This is a genomic window from Pelosinus propionicus DSM 13327 (genome assembly GCF_900114615.1).
Lineage (GTDB): Bacteria > Bacillota > Negativicutes > DSM-13327 > DSM-13327 > Pelosinus > Pelosinus propionicus.
Window position 1 is genome coordinate 18,671 of record NZ_FOTS01000013.1, and the last position, 25,233, is coordinate 43,903.

At 40.4% G+C, this 25,233-nt stretch carries 20 protein-coding genes; 17 read left to right on the forward strand and 3 right to left on the reverse strand.

The features are described from left to right. Nucleotides 1-6: 6 nt before the first annotated feature. The 6 genes from BMZ99_RS08640 (at nt 7) to BMZ99_RS08665 (ending at nt 11,697) form a co-directional block, all read left to right on the forward strand. Nucleotides 7-912: an isochorismatase family protein gene (locus BMZ99_RS08640; protein ID WP_090935394.1), complete on the forward strand. Its 906-nt coding sequence runs from the start codon at nt 7-9 to the stop codon at nt 910-912. A gap of 46 nt (nt 913-958) precedes the next feature. Further along, nucleotides 959-8,143 (forward strand): amino acid adenylation domain-containing protein, encoded by a 7,185-nt coding sequence (locus BMZ99_RS08645; RefSeq protein WP_090935397.1) that lies wholly within the window; start codon nt 959-961, stop codon nt 8,141-8,143. Further along, nucleotides 8,140-8,379: an MbtH family protein gene (locus BMZ99_RS08650; protein WP_090935400.1), complete on the forward strand. Its 240-nt coding sequence runs from the start codon at nt 8,140-8,142 to the stop codon at nt 8,377-8,379. Before BMZ99_RS08645 ends, BMZ99_RS08650 begins: the two co-directional genes overlap by 4 nt. Then, on the forward strand, nt 8,363-9,793 hold the full coding sequence (locus BMZ99_RS08655) for an MDR family MFS transporter (protein WP_090935402.1): 1,431 nt from the start codon (nt 8,363-8,365) through the stop codon (nt 9,791-9,793). Before BMZ99_RS08650 ends, BMZ99_RS08655 begins: the two co-directional genes overlap by 17 nt. Before the next feature lie 64 nt (nt 9,794-9,857). After that, on the forward strand, nt 9,858-10,589 hold the full coding sequence (locus tag BMZ99_RS08660) for a 4'-phosphopantetheinyl transferase family protein (protein WP_090935405.1): 732 nt from the start codon (nt 9,858-9,860) through the stop codon (nt 10,587-10,589). Nucleotides 10,590-10,620: 31 nt separating this feature from the next. Next, the gene (locus tag BMZ99_RS08665; protein ID WP_090935407.1) at nt 10,621-11,697 is read left to right on the forward strand and encodes a bifunctional 3-deoxy-7-phosphoheptulonate synthase/chorismate mutase; all 1,077 of its coding nucleotides are present in this window, start codon (nt 10,621-10,623) and stop codon (nt 11,695-11,697) included. A 143-nt stretch (nt 11,698-11,840) separates the two neighbouring features. Here the strand turns inward: BMZ99_RS08665 and BMZ99_RS08670 are convergent, their stop codons facing one another. After that, nucleotides 11,841-13,154, reverse strand: coding sequence for a lipase family protein (locus BMZ99_RS08670; RefSeq protein ID WP_245754883.1), 1,314 nt, complete (start codon nt 13,152-13,154; stop codon nt 11,841-11,843). A gap of 129 nt (nt 13,155-13,283) precedes the next feature. Beyond that, complete coding sequence (locus BMZ99_RS08675) at nt 13,284-14,960, reverse strand: ABC1 kinase family protein (RefSeq protein ID WP_090935412.1); 1,677 nt, start codon at nt 14,958-14,960, stop codon at nt 13,284-13,286. 732 nt (nt 14,961-15,692) lie between these two features. On the opposite strand from BMZ99_RS08675, the gene BMZ99_RS08680 reads away from it, so the two are divergent. Further along, entirely contained in the window at nt 15,693-15,941 is a 249-nt protein-coding gene (locus BMZ99_RS08680) for a GlsB/YeaQ/YmgE family stress response membrane protein (protein WP_090935415.1), read from the forward strand. Nucleotides 15,942-16,060: 119 nt separating this feature from the next. Here BMZ99_RS08680 and BMZ99_RS26255 read toward each other — a convergent pair whose 3' ends face one another. Next, the gene (locus BMZ99_RS26255) at nt 16,061-16,201 is read right to left on the reverse strand and encodes a hypothetical protein (protein ID WP_175490504.1); all 141 of its coding nucleotides are present in this window, start codon (nt 16,199-16,201) and stop codon (nt 16,061-16,063) included. Nucleotides 16,202-16,412: 211 nt separating this feature from the next. Between BMZ99_RS26255 and BMZ99_RS08685 the strand changes: the two genes are divergently transcribed. The 10 genes from BMZ99_RS08685 to BMZ99_RS08725 all read left to right on the forward strand — a co-directional run bounded on the left by BMZ99_RS08685 (nt 16,413) and on the right by BMZ99_RS08725 (nt 25,209). Further along, nucleotides 16,413-16,901 carry a hypothetical protein gene (locus tag BMZ99_RS08685; RefSeq protein ID WP_245754884.1) on the forward strand — a complete coding sequence of 163 codons (489 nt, stop codon included), beginning with the start codon at nt 16,413-16,415 and terminating at the stop codon, nt 16,899-16,901. Nucleotides 16,902-17,059: 158 nt separating this feature from the next. Further along, nucleotides 17,060-17,293, forward strand: coding sequence for a polya polymerase (locus tag BMZ99_RS08690; protein ID WP_090935420.1), 234 nt, complete (start codon nt 17,060-17,062; stop codon nt 17,291-17,293). Nucleotides 17,294-17,771: 478 nt separating this feature from the next. After that, nucleotides 17,772-18,629 (forward strand): PAS domain-containing protein, encoded by an 858-nt coding sequence (locus tag BMZ99_RS26980; protein WP_245754885.1) that lies wholly within the window; start codon nt 17,772-17,774, stop codon nt 18,627-18,629. A 21-nt stretch (nt 18,630-18,650) separates the two neighbouring features. After that, nucleotides 18,651-19,382, forward strand: coding sequence for an ATP-binding protein (locus tag BMZ99_RS26985; RefSeq protein ID WP_245754886.1), 732 nt, complete (start codon nt 18,651-18,653; stop codon nt 19,380-19,382). After that, entirely contained in the window at nt 19,375-20,076 is a 702-nt protein-coding gene (locus BMZ99_RS08700; protein ID WP_090935423.1) for a response regulator, read from the forward strand. Before BMZ99_RS26985 ends, BMZ99_RS08700 begins: the two co-directional genes overlap by 8 nt. Nucleotides 20,077-20,374: 298 nt before the next feature. Further along, a complete protein-coding gene (gene mmdA / locus BMZ99_RS08705) occupies nt 20,375-21,904 on the forward strand; it encodes a methylmalonyl-CoA decarboxylase subunit alpha (RefSeq protein WP_090935426.1) in 1,530 nt (509 codons plus the stop codon). 42 nt (nt 21,905-21,946) lie between these two features. Beyond that, the gene (locus BMZ99_RS08710; RefSeq protein WP_090935428.1) at nt 21,947-22,294 is read left to right on the forward strand and encodes an OadG family protein; all 348 of its coding nucleotides are present in this window, start codon (nt 21,947-21,949) and stop codon (nt 22,292-22,294) included. A 34-nt stretch (nt 22,295-22,328) separates the two neighbouring features. Further along, a complete protein-coding gene (locus tag BMZ99_RS08715; protein WP_090935431.1) occupies nt 22,329-22,709 on the forward strand; it encodes a biotin/lipoyl-containing protein in 381 nt (126 codons plus the stop codon). A 38-nt stretch (nt 22,710-22,747) separates the two neighbouring features. Beyond that, nucleotides 22,748-23,869, forward strand: a complete 1,122-nt coding sequence (locus tag BMZ99_RS08720; RefSeq protein ID WP_090935433.1) for a sodium ion-translocating decarboxylase subunit beta — start codon at nt 22,748-22,750, stop codon at nt 23,867-23,869. A gap of 56 nt (nt 23,870-23,925) precedes the next feature. Continuing rightward, nucleotides 23,926-25,209: an SLC13 family permease gene (locus BMZ99_RS08725; RefSeq protein WP_090935436.1), complete on the forward strand. Its 1,284-nt coding sequence runs from the start codon at nt 23,926-23,928 to the stop codon at nt 25,207-25,209. Nucleotides 25,210-25,233 lie beyond the last annotated feature (24 nt).

The following is a 25,233-nucleotide window of genomic DNA, read 5'->3' on the forward strand; positions in this document are numbered from 1 at the left end:
GATTTGATGGCTATTCCGGCTATCACACCATATTCCATGCCTATGATATCAGATTTTCCTCAAAATAGAGTATCCTGGAAAGCAAATCCCAAACGTGCAGTGCTTCTTATTCATGATATGCAGCAGTATTTTCTGAATGCTTATACCTTGGGAGAATCACCAATAATGCAACTCATAGAAAATATACAATTATTAAAAGCCAAATGTACAGAACTTGGTATACCCGTTGTTTATACTGCACAGCCAGGTGATCAGAGGCCTGAAGATCGAGCACTTCTCCAAGATTTTTGGGGACCAGGACTTGCTGATGATCCTGTTCAAACGAAAGTTATAGATGAGGTTGCGCCTAACGCAAGCGATATTGTGCTTACAAAGTGGCGATACAGTGCGTTCAAGAGAACCAAACTTATGGAAATCATGCAGGAACAAGGGCGTGATCAAATCATTATTTGCGGTGTTTATGCCCATATTGGTTGTCTCTTAACAGCGTGTGATGCCTTCATGCAAGACATGGAAACTTTCTTTGTGTGTGATGCGGTAGCCGATTTTTCTGCAGATTATCATAAGATGGCGATGACATATGCGGCTGATCGTTGTGCAGTGGCTATTTCAACAGCGCTGCTGCTTGAGCAATTGAAAAGCATTTACCTATCAACTAACAAAGCGGTAGCAAAAGCGAATTTACACAGTCTGACCCAGCCGCTTGTGCGCCAGCAAGTTGCTGAGCTTCTTGGCGAATCACCATCAGATATTGATGACAACGAGGACTTAATTGACAGAGGGCTAGATTCAATCAGAATGATGAGTCTTGCTGAGAGATGGCGCAGTAATGGAGCAGATGTTACTTTTGTGAAGCTTGCAGCAGGACCGACGATTTCTGCTTGGTGGAATTTATTATCATCTGCCAAATAAGAAACACTGTCTCATGAACGCTAATTATGAAGGAGGTAATGAAAGAATGCCAAATTGTCAGGAAACCCCTTGGACCTTGACCGGTGCGCAGTCCGGTATCTGGTTCGCTCAACAGCTTGAACCAGAAAATCCGATTTATAATGCTGGTGAATATATAGAAATCAATGGAAAAATCGATTTGGAATGCTTTGAACTAGCACTGAGGCAGGCTGTGAGGGAAACAGAATCCTTGCATGTTAAATTTGGCGTAAATGAACAGGGACCATGGCAAGTGATCCGCCCTGCTGCTGAATTTTCTTTACATGTCTTCGATGTCAGTGCAGAAGAAGATCCACAGCAAACAGCGCAAATGTGGATGCATGATGACCTTGCAAGGCCAATTGATCTCAGACGGGCTCCTCTTTACTGCCAAGCTTTATTTAAAATTTCGGCCAATCGGTTTTTCTGGTATCAGCGTATTCATCACATTGTAATGGATGGATTTGGTTTTTCACTGATTTCGCAGCGAGTGGCTAGCCTTTACACTGCATTTATAAAGAAGATTGCTTATGATGAAGGTGCGTTTGCTCCCTTACGTTTGCTTCTGGAAGAAGACGTATCGTATCGTGCCTCAGAGGCTTTTTTGCGGGATCGTCAGTTTTGGCTGGAACGTTTTGTAGATGGACCGGAGGTTGTTGGCTTAGCAAATCGGGCACCTAGGACTTCTAAGAGCGTCTTTCGTCAGACTGCGAACTTATCACCGTCTTTCACGCAATCCTTACAGACCGCAGCGCACAAATTTAAAGGAAGCTGGCATGAAATGCTGATTGCGGCAGCAGCTGTTTATGTATATCGTTTGACTGGGTCACAGGATGTAATTCTGAGTTTGCCAATGATGGGACGGTTAGGATCTGTTTCGCTGAATATTCCTAGCATGGTAATGAATTTGCTGCCCCTTCGCTTGCTGGTACGATCAGATATGGATTTTTCAGAGCTGGTAAAACAAGTTTCAAAAGAAATGCGAAGTGCGGGGAAGCATCAAAAATATCGACATGAGGAACTTCGCCGCGATCTTAAGCTGCTTGGAGAGAGCCAGAGATTATTTGGTCCGCAAATTAATATAATGCCCTTTGAATATGGGCTGGACTTTGCTGGTAGTAAAGGGATTATACATAAGTTAGCGACCGGTCCTGTTGATGATTTGTCCATTAATGTTTATAACAAGTCAGATGGAAATGGATTAAGTATTGATTTGGAGGCTAACCCTGAAGTTTACAGCTCCAAAGATGTAGCACTTCACCAAAAACGCTTTCTAGGCTTTCTTGAAAATGTTGCAACTGCTAAGCAGGATCAACCTATAGGAAAAATGGAGATTCTCTTGCCTGAGGAAAGTGAACGGGTATTAGTTCATTGGAATCAAACGGCCCAAACATTACCGTCTGCTGACCTGCCAACACTCTTTGAGAGACAAGTTTCTGAAAATCCTGATTTAACTGCCTTAGTATGTGGTGACATCGCTCTTAGTTACAAGGAGTTAAATCAAAGAGTAAATCGTCTTGCTCATCTACTAATTGAGCAAAAGCTGGGACCAGAGAAATTTGTAGCTTTAGCAATACCACGATCAGTAGAAATGGTGATTGCCATGCTGGCTGTTCTTAAGACGGGAGCTGCATATTTGCCCATCGATCCAGATTATCCAGCGGACAGGATTGAATTTATGTTAAGTGATGCCCAGCCAGTTTGCATCATTACAAGTACAGCAGTTGCAGCAAAAGTACCTGTTACTAGTACCCCGTTCAGGATTGTAATTGATACAGCAGAGATGATTGAGACACTTAAGAATTATCCTGATGCAAACATATCTAGCTCACAGGAGAAAGCGGTGATTATACAGCTTAATCCGGCTTATATGATCTATACTTCGGGCTCCACAGGCAAGCCAAAAGGTGTTGTCGTACTAGCGGAAAGTTTAATCAATTTTCTTCAATCAATGCAAAGCCAATTCTCGTTAACCCAGGAAGATCGACTTCTCGCCGTAACTACGATCGCTTTTGATATTTCAGGTTTGGAAATATTCCTTCCTCTTATCAATGGAGCGAGTTGTATCATTGCTGAAAAGGAAACTGTTCAAGATCCATTAGCATTAACAAATATGATTCAAAAATCTAATATTACGATTATGCAAGCTACGCCAACGCTTTGGCATGTTCTAGTGACAAACTATCCAAATGCGTTACGCGGACTTAGAGTTCTGGTTGGTGGAGAGGCACTTCCAATTAGTCTTGCGGCTGCTTTGCACGGTTTAGGCTGCGAAGTAACTAATCTATATGGACCAACTGAAACGACGATTTGGTCAACTGCAGTTACTCTTGATCCTGCTCAGACAGGAGTACCTGCTATCGGAAAGCCAATTTGGAATACCCAGATGTATGTGTTAGATTCTGGTTTGCAGCCAGTTCCTCCGGGAGTTGCAGGAGATTTATACATTGCTGGTACTGGACTGGCTCGTGGTTATTTAGGTCGTCCAGCTTTGACGTCTGAACGCTTTGTCGCGAATCCCTATGGCCCTAAGGGGAGTCGAATGTATCGAACTGGTGATCTTGTTCGTTGGAGTTCGGACGGTTCTTTGGATTACATTAGCCGCGCTGATCATCAAATTAAAATGCGTGGTTTTCGAATAGAACTTGGAGAAATTGAGGCTGTACTTGCCAAGCATTCTACCATTGATCAGGTTACGGTTATTGTTCGTGAAGATCAGCCAGGAGATAAGCGTTTGGTTGCCTATATCGTTCCTGCTTCAGACGATAATCCGGATGTAAGTGAGCTTCGCCAGTATGCGGGGAGTCGTCTGCCAGATTATATGGTGCCTTCTGCATTTGTGCTGATGAGCGAGTTGCCGCTGACGCCAAATGGCAAGATTAATCGTAAAGAACTGCCCGCACCTGATCTTTCTGCAATCGCTACGAGCCGCGGACCTAGGTCGCCACAAGAGGAAATATTGAGGGATTTGTTTGCTGAGGTTCTGGGGATTTCTCATATTGGGATCGATGATAGCTTTTTTGATCTAGGCGGCCATTCTCTACTTGCATCCATTTTAATGATTCGCATACGTGACACTTTTGGTGTTGAACTAGGCATAGGTAAAATTTTTGAATCGCCAACGGTCGCAGGTCTTGTAGAGCAGCTGAGCAGTGGTAAGAGTGCACGTTTACCTATACACAAAGCTGTGAAAGGGTCAAAGATTCCCCTTTCATTCGCACAGCGCCGCCTATGGTTCCTGTACCGCCTGGAAGGTCCCAGTCCAACTTATAATATTCCAATGGTCGTACACCTGTCTGGAAAACTAGATCAAGATGCGTTGCAAGGAGCTCTTAATGATGTGGTTGAACGCCATGAAATCTTGCGTACTATCTTCCCGGAGACAATGGGCATCTCCCATCAGTACGTTTTAGATGCTGCTGCGGCAAAAGTGGAGCTGCTTATTTCCAATAGCAGTAAAACCGAACTTCAAAATGAGCTTGCTGATGCTGTACGATATAGTTTTGATCTGGCAGCAGAGCCAGCTATTCGCGCACAACTTTATATACTTGGACCAAATGAACATGTTCTGCTTCTTTTATTGCATCATATTGCAGGAGATGGATGGTCGCTAACACCACTTACACGGGATCTTAGTGCAGCCTATAATGCACGTCGCTCTGGTGCAGCTGTTAAGTGGTCGCCGTTACCGGTACAGTATGCTGATTACGCCCTTTGGCAAGAAGAACTCTTGGGCAATGAAAATAATGAAGAGAGTTTGGCTTGCAAACAACTTGAATTCTGGAAGGAGGCACTTGCTAATCTGCCGGATCAGTTAGAATATCCTACAGATTATAAACGTCCGGAGGAGGCTAGCTATCGTGGTGAAACGCTGGAATTTTATATCAATCCAGAACTGCACCATCGCTTACTTGCCCTTGCCAAGGGGAGTGGTACCAGTTTATTTATGGTTTTGCAATCCGGCCTTGCTGCATTGCTTACCCGGCTTGGTGCTGGTACTGATATTCCTATTGGCAGTCCAATTGCCGGGCGCAGCGATGATGCATTAGGCAATCTTGTAGGATTGTTCGTTAATACCTTGGTGCTGCGTACAGACACATCCGGTGATCCCAGCTTCCGTGAACTTTTGAATCGAGTCCGAAGGGTTAATTTAAATGCTTATGAAAACCAAGACTTACCTTTTGAGCGGCTGGTTGAGGCTCTTAATCCAGTTCGGTCAAGAGCAAGACATCCTCTGTTTCAGATCATGTTGGCATTACAGAATACGCCTGATCCGAATATGGAAATGTCTGATCTTCAAAGTACTTTTCAGCTCCATAGTGTAGGTGCTGCAAAGTTTGATCTTACGATGGAACTTCGAGAGTTACATACTAAAGAGGGGCATCCGGCTGGTCTGAATGGGTTTCTCGAATATAGTACAGACTTATTTAAACGTAATTCGGTTAAGCTTCTTATCGACCGTATGCTGAGGTTATTGGAAGCTGCCTCTTCTGATCCAGATCAGCTGATTGGACGTTTAGAAATCCTATCCTCAGAAGAACGCCAAAAGATACTCATCGATTGGAATCAAACTTTAGAAGAAACACGATCAAATTGTTTAACGACATTGTTTGAGGAACAAGTTACCCGAAGCTCTAAAGAAATTGCGGTCGTATTTGAGGATACCGCACTTACTTATGAAGAACTAAACATACGAGCCAATCAGCTCGCCCATCTGCTGATTGCCAAGGGAGTTGGTCCAGAACAGTTTGTTGCGTTAGTCTTGCCGAGATCATTAGAAATGATCGTGGGTCTGCTTGCTGTACTCAAGGCAGGTGCAGCATATTTGCCTATAGAGCCAGAATATCCAAGTGATCGGATCGCATTTATGCTTGGTGATGCGCAGCCTACGTGCATTTTTACAAATTCGAAAGCAACGTCAAAGCTGCCAGTGATAAGGAATGGAATGCAAGTTATTCTTGATGATGTTAGTACCTTAGAGGAATTAAAACAGTATTCAGATGCTAATCCGGTTGATGCTGACCGTGTTCAACCATTATCACCTTTTCATTCAGCGTATATTATTTATACTTCTGGTTCAACGGGTGTGCCAAAAGGCGTAGTGATTCCCCATCAAAATGTCGTTAGACTTTTTAAAACGACTGAACACTGGTTCCATTTTCATCAAGATGATGTGTGGACAATGTTTCATTCTTACGCATTTGATTTTTCTGTGTGGGAGATTTGGGGGGCACTGCTGCATGGAGGTCGCTTAGTTGTTGTACCTCTTTCCGTCAGTCGATCACCAGCAGAGTTTTTACAACTGCTGGTAAGTGAAAAGGTAACGGTTCTTAATCAGACCCCATCAGCTTTCTATCAATTAATGCAGGCTGATCGAGAATGTCCGGATCTTGGGCAGGAGCTTTCCTTGCGCTTCGTGATTTTCGGTGGTGAAGCACTTGAGCTTAGCCGATTGGAAGAGTGGTATAACAGGCATCCAGAAAATGCTCCAACGCTTATCAACATGTACGGTATCACGGAAACAACTGTACATGTCAGCTACCTTGCGCTTAACAGGAGCATTGCTGCTAGGAAAGGAAACAGTCTTGTTGGTTGTGGTATAACAGATCTTGATGTATACGTATTAGATGCTCACTTACAGCCAGTTCCGCCTGGAGTAGTCGGGGAACTATATGTTGCTGGAGCTGGACTTGCTCGTGGTTATTTAGGACGTCCTGGTTTGACGGCTCAGCGTTTTGTAGCGAATCCATTTAGTTCATCAGGTGCCCGAATGTATCGTGCGGGTGATTTAGCTCGCTTTCATGAGGATGGCTCCTTAGATTATATGGGGCGTGCGGATCATCAAATTAAGATTCGAGGGTTCCGTGTTGAACTAGGGGAAATTGAGGCTGTACTTGCAAAACATACTAATGTTGAACAAGTTGCGGTGATCGTTCGTGAAGACCAGCCAGGCGATAAGCGTTTAGTTGCTTATATCGTATCTGCTGCAAAAAGCAGTTTTGATTCAGTTCATTTACGACGGTATGTTGCCGAGGTTCTCCCTGAATACATGATTCCTTCTGCTTTTGTAGAAATTGCAGGTTTACCGTTGACATCGAATGGAAAGCTTGATAGCAAAGCCTTACCGGTACCTGATTTTGGCGCAGCAGTAATAGGGCGTGGGCCTAGAACACCTCAAGAAGAGGTACTGCGTGATCTGTTTATGGAAGTTCTCGATTTGCCACGTGTTGGTATTGATGATGGCTTCTTTGATCTGGGAGGTCATTCTCTGCTTGCTGTGCATTTAATGAGTAAAATTCGTGAATCCCTCGGAGTTCAATTAAATATTGGGAATTTATTTGAGGCTCCTACCGTTGCAGGTCTTGCCGAAAGACTTGAAATGGGTACTAGCCAAAGTGCATTAGATGTTCTGCTGCCTCTTAGACCCAATGGAGAGCAACCTCCACTCTTTTGTGTGCATCCGGCAGGAGGACTTAGCTGGTGCTATGCAGGACTGATGACATCCCTAGGAACTGACTATCCAATCTATGGGTTACAAGCCCGGGGTATTTCTAAATCAGTGGAATACCCCCAGACACTGGATGAAATGGCAGCGGATTATATCAATCAGATCCGTACCATTCAGCCGGTCGGTCCTTACCATTTACTCGGGTGGTCTCTCGGAGGAAACATCATACAGGCAATGGCAACTCAGTTGCAAAATCAAGGGGAAACAATTAATCTTGTTGCTATGCTCGACGCTTATCCAAGTCACTTTTTGCCGATTAAGGATGCTCCTGATGAAGAAGAATCCTTGATTGCCTTGCTTGCTTTGGGTGGCTATGATCCCGAAGGTCTAGGGGACAAACCATTAGATGTTGCCGGCACGATTGAAATACTGCGTCGAGATGGAAGCGCATTAGCAAGTTTAGAAGAGAAGACTATTTTGAATCTCAAAGAAACGTATGTGAATTCAGTTCGTATTTTGAGTCAATATCGACCTAGACCATTTAATGGCAATATCTTGTTTTTTAGATCGACCATAATACCCGAATGGTTTGATCCTATTTACCCAGAATCATGGAAGCCTTATATTGATGGACAAATTGAGCAATATGATATTGAGTGCCGTCACAAGGATATGTGCCAGCCGGGACCCCTTGCTGCGATTGGGCAGATACTTGCAAGCAAATTGTGTGCAGCAGTAGCTAATGAAGGAGGAGATAAAGGATGATCAATCCGTTTGAGGATGAAAATGGTACTTACTATGTATTGAACAATCAAGAGGGTCAATATTCTCTGTGGCCTGTTTTTGTTGATGTGCCTGCTGGATGGAGTGTCATATATGGAGAAGAAAGTCGCATGGTATGCCTAGACTATATCAGTTCGCAATGGAGTGATATGCGCCCAAATAGTCTAAAGTCTGTCACAAGTCTTAGTAAGGAGAGTGACAATGAGGATACAGCTTAATCCCAAACTAGTGGTTCGTATTGTATATGTAACAGCTATGTTTATGGCTGCAATGGATGGGACGATTGTAAATGTAGCCCTGCCCGCTATTAGTCATGAATTTCAAATTCCTCCGACGGCTACCAGTGGAATTAATGTTGGATACTTAGTAAGTATCGCTGTGTTTCTTCCAATGGCAGGTTGGCTTGGGGATCGATTTGGAACCAAAAGAATTTTTTTAATTGCACTCAGTTTATTTACATTTGCATCAGTCTTATGTGGATTTGCTGATAATCTTCAGACGTTGAATTTATTTCGCGTACTCCAGGGGGCTGGAGGAGGATTGCTTACTCCAGTGGGAATGGCGATGTTGTTTAGAATGTTTTCTCCTGAAGAACGCCCCAAAGTATCTCGGTCTCTTGTTTTTCCCATTGCGATAGCACCTGCTCTTGGGCCAATCATTGGTGGAGTATTTGTAGAACAGTTATCTTGGCGATGGGTGTTTTACATCAATCTTCCTTTGGGGATTGTAGCATTGCTGTTTGGGTTCCTGTTTCTTGTTGAACACAAAGAGCCTGGGGCGGGTCGTTTAGACCTGCCTGGCTTCTTACTATCAGCTCCGGGTTTTTCTATGTTGATGTATGCACTGATGCAAGGCTCTTCTCAAGGATGGAGTTCTCCAAGTATCCTAGGCACAGGAATTTGTGGTTTCATTATGGTTTGCATTTTAGTTTTCGTTGAACTGCGAGTAGAAAAGCCGATGCTCGATTTTCGTTTATTATCGGATCGATTGTTTCGCACGATGAGTATAATCTCACTATTTGCAGTTGCTGGTCTAGTGGGGATACTCTTTATTTTTCCCTTGATGTACCAAAATACAATCAATGCATCAGCTTTAGAAAGTGGGCTTATTATTTTTCCAGAAGCATTAGGGTTGATGCTTGCATCACGATTCATGCCTTGGTCATACAAAAAGTTAGGTGGGCGTCAAGTTATTTCCATTGGATTACTTTACACGACAATAGTGTTTGTGCTGTTAAGTATGGTTGGACCAGAAACAAATTTATGGTTCCTAAGATTTTTATTTTTTAACATCGGATTTTTCTTGGGTCACGCTGTGGTTGCTGTACAGTTTCTCACCTTCAATAATATCACTCCTGCCTCAATGGGGAGGGCAACGACATTGTTCAACGTTCAAAATCGAATTGCTTCAGCCCTGGGTGTAGTATTGTTAGCCAGCCTTCTTGGAGCATTCAGTACTGGTACAAATGGGATAGAACCGCCTCTTTTAGCAGCGTATCAGTTCACATTGCTTGCCTCTGCTGCTTTTTTATTGGTGGGCTTGTTTTTTGCCCTAGGAATTCGGAATGCGGATATTGCTGCTGTAGTCCCAAAGCAATCTTCTGCGCAAAACTCTGAGATGGGGCAATCGTAAAAGTAAGTGAGTAATGCGTATAAATACGAACAATCCATACGCATTGGAGGGAGGTTATCGTACATTGATCGAATTGTATCTTTGTGAATTACCAAAAGAGAGGAATCAAATTGTTTTAGAGAAACTGCTGCCCCATATGTCGTATGAGAAGCAGGAGCGTATTAAAAAAATTGTTAAAATCAATGATGCATATCGGACATTGTTAGGAGAACTCTTGGTACGATTTGCTCTCTATAAAAGATATGGTTCTGTTCCAGAACAATTAGAATTTGATAAAAATTTTTATGGAAAACCATTTTTATGTCAATATCCTTTTTTTCATTACAACGTATCTCATTCTGGAGATTGGGTAGCATGCGTTGTTCATAATAAAAGAATTGGAGTTGATATAGAAAAAATTCTACCTTTTGATTGGCAAATGGCAAAAGGATTTTTTACTAGAGGAGAATATTGGGACTTGTTGAATACAAAAAAAGAAAGAAATACTTTTTTTTATGATATATGGACTTTAAAAGAGAGCTATGTGAAAGCACAAGGCAGAGGATTGTCTATTCCTTTAAATTCTTTTAGTGTAAGAAAGCATACCTCTGATAGGATAACATTGACGGACATGAAAACAGGTAAAGTAATTACAGATTTTACTTGTAAACAGTATAAGCTTAATAATCAGTATAGGCTTTCAGTTTGTGTAAATCATGATAATAAGAATCACTTTGCAAAATTACCTTTTCTAGTTACTTTCCATAAGATATGCAATGATTTAAAAATTTCTTTAGCGCAGATTAAGAGCCAATAATTAAATCAAATGGTGAAAGGGTGAAACAATAATGAGTAATAACGAATTACGTCAATTGCAAAAAAGAGTCAATGATGTTAATTTGGAGCTGTTAAAGTTAATAAATGAAAGAGGTAAACTGATTCAAGATATAGAGCAAGCCAAGGGATCTCAAGGAATTCACCATAACGATCCGGCCAGGGTTAGAAAAATGCTGGATACCATTCATGAACATAATCATGGTCCCTTCGAAAAATCAACCATTGAGCATATTTTTAAGGAAATTTTTAAAGCTGGATTAGAACTTAATAAAAATGATCATCGCAAGGCACTGCTCGTCTCACGTAAGTGCAAGGCAGAGAACACTATCATAAACATTAGAGGAAAACAAATCGGTGATAATAAACAGCATTTTATATTTGGACCTTGCGCTGTAGAATCCTATGAGCAAGTAGCTGCAGTAGCAAGCGCAATGAAGGAAAAAGGCCTGAAACTTCTAAGAGGCGGAGCTTACAAACCGCGTACTTCTCCCTATGATTTCCAGGGGCTCGGAATTGAGGGGCTAAAAATTCTAAAACGTATTGCTGATGAGTATGATATGGCGGTAATTAGTGAAATCGTAAATGCTGCTGATCTCAATATGGCTGTAAACTACATTGATGTCATTCAAATTGGATCTAGGAATATGCAAAACTTTGAGCTGCTAAAAGCAGCTGGAGGAATACATAAGCCTATACTTTTAAAAAGAGGCTTAGCGGCTACGATTGAAGAATTTATTAACGCGGCAGAGTATATCATGTCACAGGGAAATGACCAAATTATTCTTTGCGAACGAGGGATTAGGACCTATGAAACTGCAACTAGAAATACGTTAGACATATCAGCTGTTCCACTATTAAAGCAAGAAACTCACTTGCCGGTCTTTGTGGATGTAACTCATTCCACAGGACGCAAGGACTTATTATTGCCTGCTGCCAAAGCTGCAATGGCAATTGGAGCAGATGGAGTCATGGCAGAAGTACATCCAGATCCTGCTGTAGCACTGTCTGACTCCGCACAACAAATGGATTTAAAACAGTTTGATCATTTCTTTAATGAATTGGTAAATTCAAACTTCGTTAGAATTTAATAGACAGAATCACCGTTTGATCTTTGGGAATTAGTCCTGTTAGCATAATCTATAAACACTAAGAAGTCCGTGAATATCACCTCTTTAAAGATGGATTCACGGACTTCTTAGTGTTTTATTGATCTAGCTGATTGGCATATACTTTATTTTTGGAGAGATTTATGTATGGTTGTATCACGCAGCCAAGTATGCTGGAGGGAATTAATTCCTTTGGAAGCATGGATAAAAGCCTCTAGAGGAGTTAAGTTGTAAGTTCCTGTGGAAAAGATGGCAGTATCAACAACAGAGCCTGTAGCGACATCATAGACTGTCTGACTTATTGTTATGTAGTAGGCGTTTCTTTCTTTTTTTACGCGCATGGCGTTTACTTCAGATTGTATCGCCCACTTGCAGCCGGAGGCAGTGGCTGTTTTTTGCCATGAAGTAGATGTAGGTTCATTCGATAAAATGTAGTTTGGTATTGTTTGCTGATATTCATCATATAACGCTTCGTTCATATACCAAAAGTCTGCTTTCAAAGTTTCTGGAAGATTACTTTGGAGTGGGGCAATATAGACGCATCCGTGGTTTGCTTGCTTTGCGGCAGCAGTCGGAGCAGGCAGCTGGATTCCGGCTGCTACAGCTTGGCGGCGTTTATCATAATAATTCTTTAATGCAGAGTCTAAATAGCCAATCAATAGATGGGGATCATTAACGGTAGCAGGCGCAGTCCATTTGATCTCCTGGCCAAACTGCTTGTATCCTCCAACTAAGGTTTGCAGGATGCCGGTAACTGGATCACCGGAATTGACTATCCGTGTCAGAGATAGAAGGGGGCCGAATTTAGCAGCAAACGCAGCGTTACCCACGGCAGGAGCGCCAAAGGTAATGACTCTGATTTGCTCAGGGTGGATTCCCATACTGATCAGCCTTGCTCCAGTTAAGGTTGCGGCTGCCCCTCCTAAACTATGACCGGTAAGGTAAATCTTGCTTCTGGTGTCAGTCAGAAGCAAATCTGGCAGAGAAAATGGTGTTTGGTGGGCATTTCGCAGGGTTGCTGAGGGACCGGCTTGCACGAACTCGTAAAAACCTCTATGGACTTTAGGTTCGCTATTGGGAACATTTTGTTTGGCAGCATTGGCTGAGAATTCTTCGATGCTGCTGCCTGCAAAATAGACTTTGTCAAACTTAAGGTTTGCCTTAATATCTCCATTACTCTCTGTACCAACAATTGCCAGAACATACAACGGAACATTTGTGTCCAGATCTTTTTTTGCTACAAGAAAGCGTATACCAGTGTGACCTTGCGGTTGGACATAATGGTCGATTTGCCAACCGTCCTGTTCTAAATAACGAGTAGCTAATTCACCAACCCGACCGCTGTAAGCAGCGGTACTGGCTCCTGCTGCAATATATAACAAATAGGCTTCCTCGTATTCTTCTTTTGGTCCGGCGTAGAGAATAGCTGGGCTACACAATAGCAGAATGTTAAGTAGAAAAAGAAATATTTTTTTCATGCAGAAACCTCCATCAGCAGATAACTAGATTAGTAGTGGTATTATAAGGCTGACATTAATTAAATGGGAAATATCTTTTTAGTATGATAGTTAAAGCCTGCCTGACCGGATAATAGCATAAAGCAGCCAAACAAACATTATCATTGCAATCCCGAAGCCAATTTCAATAATTGGAATTCTCCATAATAAAGAAGATTGTCCTGTAATACTTAAACTAACAATAATACTAGCCATAATGATGCTAAATGCCAGTAAGATAATGCTAAAAGATAATCGGTTGCTTATGCGGTCTTGGGTTTTTAAGATAAGTTCTATTTCTGGAATTGCAACTTCTAAACAGAGTCGTCCTCGTTTGATAACAGATGTAAATTCTTGAAAATGTTGGGGAAGACTAAGGAATATATCACTCAAGTCACTAAAATTTTTCCACAATGTTTTAGTTAGATTTTTTGGATGCAGGCGCTCCATTACTAATTTTTGCCCGAATGGTTCAGCAATATCAAGAATGCTCAAGTGTGGATCTAGCCTTTCAATAACTCCTTCCATAGTAAGTAATGTTTTTCCGACTAATACCAGATCAGAAGGAATTTTAATTTTGTGTTTTAGAGCCACGGCGAATATGCTGCTTACAGCTTCTCCAAGACTTACTTTGCTTAATGGTATTCCATAGTATTTCTCTTTTAAAACATCAATATCTTCCCTGAGTTGAATTTTATTGACATGATCGGGGACAATTCCCATACGGAAAATAGCTTTCGCTAATTCATCTGAGTTTTGATGCATTAGACCGATGACTAGTGATGATAAATTATATTTCATTTCAGGGCTAAGACGCCCAACCATCCCAAAGTCTAAGAAAGCAATAATTTCTCCTGGCAATACGATCACATTTCCAGGGTGGGGATCTCCATGAAAGAATCCCTCCATAAAAATCTGATGAAAAATTTCTTTGGCAAAACGCTCTGCTAGATGAGAAAGGTTATAGCCTTGTTGTTTTAGATCTTCTTTTTTGCTTATTTTAATTCCTTTGATATATTCTGCTGTAAGTACCTTTTGAGTGGAGTAATTCCAATAGACTTTGGGAATATAAATCATGGGATTATTTGTAGAATGTTTTGCGATTTTCTCTGCGTTGCGTGCTTCACTAGTGTAGTCAAGCTCACTGCGAAGAGACTTTGAAAACTCATCAATCATATCAATGAGTTGATACGTTTTTGCCCAATGAAAACGACGTTCTGCTAAATGAGCCAGTTCATAAAGAATCTCCAGATCTGTTTGGATATCGCTGGCAATACTGGGACGCTGGATTTTTACCGCAACGGTTTTTCCGCTCTTCAAAACTGCCTCATGGACTTGACCAATAGAAGCAGCAGCTAGCGGCTCAGGTTCAAAATGCTGAAAAAATTCTTCCAGAGTTCCCCCTAGCTCTTCTTGAAGTACAAAACGTACTTCAGTGAAGGAAAAAGCAGGAACTGCATCCTGCAGTTTTTCCAATTCCACAATCAGTTCAGGAGGAAGGAGGTCAGGCCGTGTACTGGCAATCTGTCCGATTTTGACATAAGTCGGACCTAATTGTTCAAGAACCAGTCTAATTCGTTCAGCTATTCGTCCATTACTTTCCTTTAAAAATACTGGACGAAAACGTTGATAATAAGGAACTTTTTGAATTAAACCCGTTTCTTCTACAATGTAGTCGAATCCTTGACTGAGCAGTGCGGTACTAATTTCCCGGTAACGATTAAGATGTCGTACTCTTTTAGCAAACATGAATACCTCCCGAATCAGATAGAAAACTTTTGTTTTACTATCCTGATTCTAATAAATATCTCCTTTAATGATAGCGGATATACCCTTTGATACAGATTTATAATTCTCCTATTATAGGAGAATTATAAATCTGTTAACGTTAGAGAAGGAACTGTGACTGGTTAGTCACAGTTTTGTCATATTTATCATTTATAATGCAATAAAAGCAATTGATCATTGGAATTTAAGTCTGTCTTTATACTATTTTACAATGCAGTCATTGCAAATGAAGAAGAGAAATATACTAGCTGTTTTATTATATAGGAGGATCACGATGTTGTTAGATATAGTTTATGGATCATTTTGTATTGGGGCGATCACGTTAGGAACTGTATTTTGTATGTACTTTAAACTGCCATAAGAAGTAGTATGGCAATTGTTTATATGAATCAGTGAGGTGAGTTTGTTGAATAATGGTGAATGGAAAGGTAATCCGATTGTACTCTTTACTGGAGTTTTAGTATTATATACCCTAGGAAATTCAATACTTACATTATTGAATTTCTAAAGTGCGTTACTAATTTTTTCGATTTGAATAGTAGATTTATATAGTACGATATAGTCGCTCTTTAATGAGCGATTATTTATTTTAGTAAGATTATTGAATCTATCGAAAATATTTTTATTTTTATTGTATATTTAAAAATAAAAAAGGAAAGAGTAGAAGTATCCTTAAAATAAGAAGGTGATAACATGATATGGTTCTTAGTTGTCGGAATCGTCTCTGGATGGTTAGCTGGAGTTGTTTCTCGAGGAGGCGGATTCGGTTTATGGGGAGATTTAATAACGGGCATTATAGGTGCTTACGTTGGTGGTTTTTTATTTAACATGATGGGTATATCTGCATATGGAATGATTGGTTCTATTGTTGTAAGTACGATAGGGGCTGTAGTATTTCTATGGGTATTGCGGATGTTTACTCGCAATAAAACAACTGCATAGGCGATCTTTAGCACCTTGCTTTTGTGCCGTCAACCAACTCTTTGAGGGGGGGCGGCATTTTTCATTAGAAATAATAGTGAAAAATGCCCAAGCTTGTCGCTTGGGCAAAGGATTAGGTGTTAATGGTATTTTAATCTGCGAATTAATTTGGAACCAAGATACACAAGCGCACCAGCAGTTAAAGCCATGCCTAGTTTGGATCCCATCATATCTTCCATCATATGGGATCTTCTATTGTGATGCCAATGATGACGAAACATAATTAACACCCCCTCAAATATAGTTTTTCCTTTATGTATATTGCAATGCTAAGTAATATATGGAATGTAAATTATGGTCTTAGATAATTTTGAAATTCGCCTTTAAACCAAAAGAGAGTTTGTTGACAAAAAGAGAGGATGCGTTTATACTTTCTTCGTAAATAGGATGATATGTTACTTCATACAAAATGGTCAGTAAAAGGAGATTATCATGATGCATTGGAGGTCTTTTACTGCCGGAGCCATGGTAGTGCTTTTACTTATGGCAGGCAGCTATTTATTTATCCAAGGACAAAAAGAGACTTCATCCCACTCTTCTATTGAGCAAGTGGAGACAGCGATTCCTTTTGACGCAGTAACAATTACGCCATTGCGCGTGATGTACGGTAAAGATGTGCCTTTTGAGGGTAAGGTAGAACTACGGCAAGCCATAGCAGGAAAATTGGCACAGAAAATAATTGTTGTTAATTTTCAAGCAACTGGTGAGCATGCTGATAAATCAAAGATTAACATTGTGTGGGAGAATGGTGAAGTTGAAACGATTTATCCTGGAACCAAGGATCGAATTTTTCCACCAGAAAAAAGGGCTGCACAAATCACTGTCGTGGGATATAGTGTCCGTGAAAGGCGTATTTTCCAAGATTCAAATCGTAAAGGTAATTTGAATTGGGAGATTCATTATGAACCAGTGGAATTATAGATGATACATTGTCATTGGATAAGAGAAGAACTTGGTCTCTGCTTGCATTGAGTAGAGGCTTTTTCTTCATCCTGATGAAGGAATAATTAAGGTAATGGCGAAAGTTAGAGTATGCTTTGCTCTACGAAGCTCTATTAATTAAGAGGAGGTAATATACTGTGAAAATTATAGGTATAACCAATGTAGACAAGTTTTTAGCAGTTCTTGACAAATGTCAAGGGAAAGTTGAATTAGTGACATCTGAGGGTGATCGTTTAAACTTAAAATCCAAATTGTGTCAGTATCTAGCATTATCGAAAATCTTTAGTGAAGCCAAAATAGATGAAATTGAAATTATTACATCTGAGCCAGAGGATACAAAACTCATTTTGGAATACTTAATAAGGGGTTAACTGTTTAAGGCTAGAGGGAGGTTTTGCAACTACCTTTGGCCTTACAGCAATTTGTTCTGCTCTTTGGATAATGTAGCAACCGTCTTATTGTTTACCAGTGTTAATAAACAGTCTTTGTTTCTCTGAATTTTGTAAAAAATCTGTTATTAACTTTAAAATAATGGCAGGAATTTAATGATGTGTAATAGAAGCATATAAGAAATCATAGTTTATCTGTGAAAGTACTAAATGATTATACCTAACTAAATAAATAAAACCGATGTTATGAAAATGTAATTGAGTCTAATTTAGATAGAGGCTAGAATAGAATATAGTGCCGTCTTCCAGCTAATCAGGTGGAATAGGCGTTTAAAGGTGGAGTCTGTCAAAACAGGCTTCACTTTACTTTTTTGTCTTTTTACAAAAACTCCTTATTATTAAGGTCACTCCCATATTGTGGAGAACAATTTGTGAAAAGATAGTGAAAGGTGAGAATACTATGAGGTCGAAGAAATCTTTATTTAGTTTGCAAACTAAGATTGCAGTACTTGCATGTATTGTGGTTGCTTTGGCATTATTAGTGGCAGATGTTATTATTAATGCTAAAATTTCTGAGAATGCCCAAACTGATACATCGAATGAAGCAATTAAAATTGCCCGAATTGTTGCGGATTCTGCTGTCGTAATTGAAGGGCTAAGCGGGAAACGTGAGGAAAAGCAGATCCAGGTGTTTACCGAAAAAACCCTTAGTATTAGTAATGTTCGATTTATTACTGTGATGGACATGAACAGGGTGAGAAAATCTCATCCAACTGCAAGTAAAATTGGAGAGTATTACCAAGAAGATGATGCAGATCCTGTGTTTGAAGGGCGAGAAAACACTTCGATTAATCAGGGATCATTAGGAACTTCATTGCGTGCTTTTTCTCCTGTATTTGATGAAGATGGCAGGCAGATAGGAGTGGTGCTTGTAGGTATTATGGTAGAAAGTGTGCAAGCTGCAATTAATGATAATCGGGCGGGCATCTACATTGGTGTTGGGGTTGGAATGTTAGTAGGAGTACTGGGAGCACTCCTATTAGCTAGAAATATAAAGAATATTTTATTTGGATTGGAACCTTCTGCTATTGCAAAAATATTTGAAGAACGCAGTGCTATACTGCAATCTGTGCGTGAAGGAATACTGGCTGTTGATCAGGACTCGCGTATGACGATTGCCAATGAGGAGGCCATCAGGCTTTTTCAGCAAGCAGGTATAGAAGGAGATCCCATCGGTAAAAAGGTAGATGAATACGTTCCAAATACAAGACTGCAAAATATTTTAAAAACGGGAAAGGCAGAGTTAGATCAAGAGTAAGATTTAAATGGAACTATAATTTTGGCGAATCGTATTCCTGTAATAGTGGATGGGGAGATCGTAGGGGCTGTTGCTACCTTTCGCGATAAAACAGAAATTAGGCAGTTAGCAGAGAAACTTACGGGAGTTAGAATTTATGCTGAAGCCTTACGATCTCAGACACATGAATTTATGAATAAATTACATGTGATTCTCGGAATGATTCGTATGGGGTATTATGAACGATTATCCCAATATGTAAGCGGGATTGCTCAGCAGTATCAATTGGAAGTTGGATTTGTAGTGAAGAAAATTAAAGACCCTGTATTGGCTGGGTTTTTATTAGGGAAGCTCAGTTTAGCCAGAGAATCTGGTGTAGAAATGAAATTGTCTGAAACTAGCTTTTTGCCTGAGCCGGATCAACCGGAAATTGTACATGAATTAATCACCATAATTGGTAATCTAATTAATAATGCTCTAGATGCTGTAGAGAAATCAATAACAAAAGAAATTGGAATCGATTTTTCACATATGAACAATGTTTTGACAATTCAAGTGAGCGATTCTGGGATAGGAATGAATGAAGAAGTGAAGCAGAATATCTTTACTAAAGGGTATTCTACTAAGGGCGAAAATCGGGGACTCGGCTTATATCTCATTCAACGAAGTCTTGAACGTTTAGGCGGAGAAATCAATGTAATATCAAATGTTAGTAAGGGAACTTTGTTTAGGGTAACTGTACTTTACTGGGGTAAGGAGGGATACATTGATTAAGGTAATGATTGTGGAAGATGATCCTATGGTGGCTGAATTTAACAAATGTTATTTGGAACTAGTAGAAGGATTTGCTCTGCAGGCATTAGTCCATTCTGCCGATGAAGCATTTAGTGTATTGGATCAAGCTGAAATTGACTTAATTATGTTAGATATCTTTATGCCAGGTATGAATGGCTTAGATTTCTTAATTAATCTGAGACAGCAGGGAAAAAGTGTTGATGTGATTGTTATCACAGCTGCTTGTGATAACAATCACATCAAAAAGGCATTGCAATTTGGAGCAGTAGATTATATCATCAAGCCCTTTCAATTTGAACGTCTAAATTCAGCGTTATTAGGATATAAGGGGTTAGTAGGTTTGATGGAACAAGATGTACTGAATCAGGTAGAGCTGGATCAGTGTATATTATATAAGGAGCAGTCTGTTGCTGCAAAACTGCCCAAAGGTGTTGATAGAAATACGTTAAATGTTATATGGAGGAAAATACAGGAATTGGGCCAGAGCCCTTTTTCTACAGAGGAAATAGCCAGTCAAATTGGCGTTTCTCGTGTTTCAATGCGCAAATACTTAGAATTTTTAAAGCAAATTGGATCTTTAAAATTAGAACTTATCTATGGAACAGTTGGGAGACCAATTTATAAATATAGATGTATTCATACGATGAATAATTTTATACATCGCTATTTATAGTTCCCATATCTTGATATCATTTTGTATTAGAATATATAGAGTAATCAATACCTCAAATTTAACAATAAAAATTTGAGTATTGTAAAAACCGACCGAGAGGTCGTTTTTTTTTGGTTACTTTAATTACTAAAATAACTTTAATTACAAAGATGTTTATAAAGTTTGATTATATATGAAATTATCATTATATTTTGTATATTTAAATTGCTTCATTAATATCGTAATCATTCATAATAGAAAATAAAAAGGAGGGGCGCTATTTGTATTCAGAGGTAAAAAGATATGTGGAGGTGTAACATTGTCTACAACACTTGAGAAGCTCGATGATATGAATAAACGAACCCAGAAAGTTATGGCGGGTGGTGGTACGAAACGCATTGATAAACAGCATGCCTTAGGAAAAATGACTGCTCGTGAACGTATCGATAAGTTACTGGATGCTAATTCCTTTATGGAACTGGATCGCTTTGTAACACATCGTTGTACCAATTTTGACATGGAGAAAGAAGAAGCTCCAGGTGAAGGCGTGGTAACCGGCTATGGTACCATTGATGGCCGCCTGGTTTATGTATTTGCTCAAGATTTTACCGTAGTTGGTGGATCTCTTGGTGAAATGCATGCAGCAAAAATTTGTAAAGTACAAGAGCTGGCTATGAAGATGGGAGTACCCATCATTGGTATTAACGATTCAGGCGGTGCCCGGATTCAAGAAGCTGTAGATGCATTATCGGGTTACGGCAAAATTTTCTATAAAAATACCTTGGCTTCTGGTGTTATTCCGCAAATTTCAGCGATTATGGGTCCTTGTGCTGGAGGTGCGGTATATTCTCCAGCTTTAACTGATTTTATTTATATGGTTAAAAATACTAGCCAAATGTTTATTACAGGCCCTCAGGTGATCAAAACAGTAACTGGTGAAGAAGTAAGTGCAGAAGAGCTGGGCGGGGCCATAACTCATAATGCTACATCGGGAGTAGCCCATTTTGTTGCAGAAAATGATACAGATTGCTTAGAGCAAATTCGAAGGCTTATCAGTTTTCTTCCCAGCAATAATTTAGATGGATCACCCACTGTAGATTCTGATGACGATCCGTCTCGCACAGAAGAAGATTTAAATGCACTTATTCCTGATCATTCCAATCAATCCTATGATATGAAAGAAATTATCACTAAAATTATAGATCATGGAGATTTTTATGAAGTGCAGCCGTATTATGCAGCCAATTTAATTACTGCTTTTGCCCGGCTAGATGGGCAGACCATTGGTATCATTGCCAATCAGCCTAAAGTAATGGCTGGATGCTTGGATATTAACGCATCTGATAAGTCTTCTCGTTTTATTCGCTTTTGTGATGCCTTTAACATTCCCTTGCTAAATATTGTGGATGTACCAGGGTTCTTACCAGGAACGAATCAGGAATACGGTGGTATCATCCGTCATGGAGCAAAGATGCTGTATGCTTACTCCGAAGCGACCGTACCTAAAGTGACTCTTGTCGTTCGCAAAGCCTATGGCGGTTCCTATTTGGCTATGTGTTCTCGGGATTTAGGGGCTGATCAGGTCATTGCGTGGCCGACAGCGGAAATTGCTGTTATGGGGCCTGCTGGTGCAGCCAATATAATATTTAAAAAAGATCCGGATATTAAGACAAAAGCAGAAGAGTATGTAAAGACTTTTGCCACTCCCTATCAAGCTGCTAAACGAGGTTTTGTTGATATGGTTATCGAGCCGCAAGAAACACGCCCAATACTGATTAGCACTTTTAGCATGCTTGCTTCTAAACGTGAAGGGCGGCCAGCTAAGCGTCATGGCAATTTTCCCGTGTAAAATTGATACTGCATAAAAAATGAGTAAACGGAGGTGACAGTGATGGGCCAGCCAGTTACAACGGATCCTATTTTGATTGCCGTTATTAATATGACAGTAGTATTTGTTGTTTTGTATGGATTAAGTTTAGTAGTTAATTTAATTCAAGTCATTGATCCTACACAAAAAAAAAAGAGACAAGAATCAGAGCATAACTCCTTAGTTAAGACGGCATCGACAGCTACTGCAACTAATGTACTGCAAGAAGATTATGATGAAATGATAATATTGTTTACTGCAGCGATTGCAGCCTATGGTTATAGTAATATGCGCGTTGTCGCAATTCGACCAGCTAATAGCAGTACGTGGTCGCAAGCTGCTCGTATGGAAATGGTAAATACACGAAGATGAATTAATATTGGATAAAGATTAAGGAGGAAAATAGATGAAACGGTTTCAGATAACATTTAAAGGGCAAGTTTACGAATTGGATGTTGAAGAAATTAGCAGCTCAGCCCCGACTATAAAAAAATCTGCTCCAGCCCCTGTACCAAATACTGCTCCAGTAACGGTTCAAACGCCAAAAGCTGTACAGCCTACTGCTCCAGCAAGTGGTCAAACTGTGCTTGCACCGATGCCTGGGAAAATCTTGACTGTTAATATTAAGGCTGGTGACGCTGTAAAACGAGGGGATGTAATCTTTATTTTAGAAGCCATGAAAATGCAGAATGAAATTATGGCCAATCAAGATGGTCAAATATCTAGTGTGAACGTAACTGTGGGGCAAACCGTGTCAACTGGTGATGTATTAGCTGCTCTTGGCTAGTAAAATTATATATAAGAAGAAATATAGGAGGAAAAAGAATGGACGCATTTATTGTCTCTTTGCAGGCAGTATGGTCTGACAGCGGTTTTACCGCTTTTACCTCTGGCAATGCCATTATGATTGCTGTAGGAGTCATTTTGCTGTATTTAGCCTTTGCAAAAGGATTTGAGCCCTTGCTCTTGTCTCCCATTGCTTTTGGATGTATTTTAGCTAATTTTCCCAAAACGGGTTTTGAAACAGATCCAGGTTTAATGCAACTAATTAGTTTTGGTATTTCCCATGAAGTTTTTCCACCTCTGATTTTCTTAGGCGTCGGTGCAATGACGGATTTTGGTCCCTTGATTGCACGTCCTTCCACTTTATTATTAGGCGCTGCTGCACAAATAGGGGTATTTGTAGCCTTAATGGGTGCTATGGCTTTGGGGTTTAATGTGCAGGAAGCTGCTTCAATTGGTATTATTGGCGGTGCAGACGGCCCAACGGCTATCTACTTAACAATGAAATTAGCACCGCATCTTTTAGGCGCGATTGCAGTTGCCGCTTATTCTTACATGTCTTTAGTACCATTGATTCAGCCACCAATTATGAAATTGTTAACCACACAAAAAGAACGGGAAATTGTAATGGATCAATTGCGTCCCGTGTCCAAGTTTGAGAAACTTGCTTTCCCTGTAGTTACTACTATTATTATCAGCTTATTATTACCCCCGATTGCATCCCTTATGGGAATGCTGATGTTAGGAAATTTATTTCGTGAATCGGGAGTTACAGCTCGTCTTGCAGAAACCTCCGAAAATGCTCTTATTAACATTGTTACCATTTTCCTGGCAACTGGCACTGGTCTTACAATGAAAGCTGAAAACTTCTTAAGTATACAGACCATTTTAATCATTGGTCTTGGTTTGGTAGCATTTGCTTTTGGTACGGCTGGCGGTGTACTATTTGGAAAAATCATGAATTACTTCAGTGGTGGTAAAATCAACCCTCTTATAGGATCTGCTGGTGTCTCGGCAGTACCTATGGCTGCCCGTGTTAGCCAGGTAGTGGGGCAGCAGGCCAATCCTGGAAACTATTTATTAATGCATGCAATGGGACCAAACGTAGCTGGCGTTATTGGTACTGCTGTTGCAGCGGGTACTATGCTGGCAATGCTTAAGTAGTGATACAATACAACTTTCTCCTAGAATTTATAAGTAAAAAAATGGAGGGAAACTATATGTCACCTGCTGTAGTAACACTGATTGTGTTGGCTTTTGTTGCCTTGCTGTTTGTGACGGAAGTAATTCCTTTGGCCATTACGGCTATTGGAGGGGCAATTGTTCTAGGTATTATTGGCATTATTCCAATGAACATGGTTTTTTCAGGGTTATCAAATTCCACAGTAGTTTTATTTGCAGGCATGTTTGTCATTGGTGCTTCTATGTTTCATACTGGCTTAGCTCAAAGGCTGGGAGAATCTGTAGTTCGTGTTGCGGGAAAAAGTGAGAATGGCTTAATGCTTGGCACCATGGTCATTGCGGCGTCAATTTCCTCTGTATCGTCTAATACGGGTACTACAGCTGCCTTAATGCCTGTTATTGTTGGTATTTGTAAAGTAGCAGAAATACCGGCCTCTCGCCAACTGATGCCATTAGCCTTTGGCGCAGGATTAGGCGGAATTATCACCCTTGTTGGTACACCTCCCAATATTATTGCTGCAGGAGCATTGAAAGCAGCTGGTCTTGAACCTTTTGGTTTTTTTGAATTTGCCTGGATTGGCATTCCACTGACGATCGCTGGTATTGCATACATGATGTTTATCGGGAAGTATTTACTGCCCAAGGCCCATATTACAGGTGATTTAGAAATTGATGAAGAGGCGAAACAGGAGGCTACAGCCGGTTCTACTGATCCCAAGAAGATGTGGATCACCGCGTTGACTCTTTTAGCAGTGGTTGTTGTAATGGCTCTTGATTTAAAGCAGCTGCCCCTTGAAATTGCAGCGGTTATTGGCGCACTGGTTCTTGTTCTCACAAAATGCTTAACCGAAAAGCAAGCCTATACAGGAATTGACTGGGTGACTATCTTTCTGTTTGCTGGTATGATGCCCATTGCTACTGCGATGGAAACCAGCGGAGCAGGCAAGTTGATTGCTGATCAAGTGGTGAGTATTCTTGGAGGCAGTCCAAGCCCATTGTTTGTAACAGCAATATTGTTCCTTCTTTCTGGTGGTTTAACCCAAATTATGTCCAATACGGCATGTACTGCTTTGTTGGCACCTATCGGTATTTCCATTGCCAAAGGTCTAGGAGCGAGTCCGCATGCAGTCCTTATGGCGATTGCCGTAGCATCCTCCTGCGCATTTTCTACTCCGGTAGGTACGCCGCCAAATACCTTGGTACTTGGACCTGGCGGATATAAGTTTATGGATTATGTAAAAGCTGGTACAGGTCTTGTCTTGGTTTGCTTTATCGTATCCATTATTATTATTCCAATGGTGTGGCCATTTTTCCCTAAGTAAATTGAGGGAATAGAAAGGTAGTGG

Coding starts and splice junctions, on each gene's coding strand:
- BMZ99_RS08665 (WP_090935407.1), top strand. CDS start 10,621: ATGAGTAATAACGAATTACGTCAATTGCAAAAAAGAGTCAATGATGTT.
- BMZ99_RS08655 (WP_090935402.1), top strand. CDS start 8,363: ATGAGGATACAGCTTAATCCCAAACTAGTGGTTCGTATTGTATATGTA.
- BMZ99_RS08710 (WP_090935428.1), top strand. CDS start 21,947: ATGGGCCAGCCAGTTACAACGGATCCTATTTTGATTGCCGTTATTAAT.
- BMZ99_RS08685 (WP_245754884.1), top strand. CDS start 16,413: ATGATGCATTGGAGGTCTTTTACTGCCGGAGCCATGGTAGTGCTTTTA.
- BMZ99_RS08645 (WP_090935397.1), top strand. CDS start 959: ATGCCAAATTGTCAGGAAACCCCTTGGACCTTGACCGGTGCGCAGTCC.
- BMZ99_RS08650 (WP_090935400.1), top strand. CDS start 8,140: ATGATCAATCCGTTTGAGGATGAAAATGGTACTTACTATGTATTGAAC.
- BMZ99_RS26980 (WP_245754885.1), top strand. CDS start 17,772: ATGAGGTCGAAGAAATCTTTATTTAGTTTGCAAACTAAGATTGCAGTA.
- BMZ99_RS08680 (WP_090935415.1), top strand. CDS start 15,693: ATGATATGGTTCTTAGTTGTCGGAATCGTCTCTGGATGGTTAGCTGGA.
- BMZ99_RS08675 (WP_090935412.1), bottom strand. CDS start 14,960: ATGTTTGCTAAAAGAGTACGACATCTTAATCGTTACCGGGAAATTAGT.
- BMZ99_RS08725 (WP_090935436.1), top strand. CDS start 23,926: ATGTCACCTGCTGTAGTAACACTGATTGTGTTGGCTTTTGTTGCCTTG.
- BMZ99_RS08720 (WP_090935433.1), top strand. CDS start 22,748: ATGGACGCATTTATTGTCTCTTTGCAGGCAGTATGGTCTGACAGCGGT.
- BMZ99_RS26255 (WP_175490504.1), bottom strand. CDS start 16,201: ATGTTTCGTCATCATTGGCATCACAATAGAAGATCCCATATGATGGAA.
- BMZ99_RS08715 (WP_090935431.1), top strand. CDS start 22,329: ATGAAACGGTTTCAGATAACATTTAAAGGGCAAGTTTACGAATTGGAT.
- BMZ99_RS08640 (WP_090935394.1), top strand. CDS start 7: ATGGCTATTCCGGCTATCACACCATATTCCATGCCTATGATATCAGAT.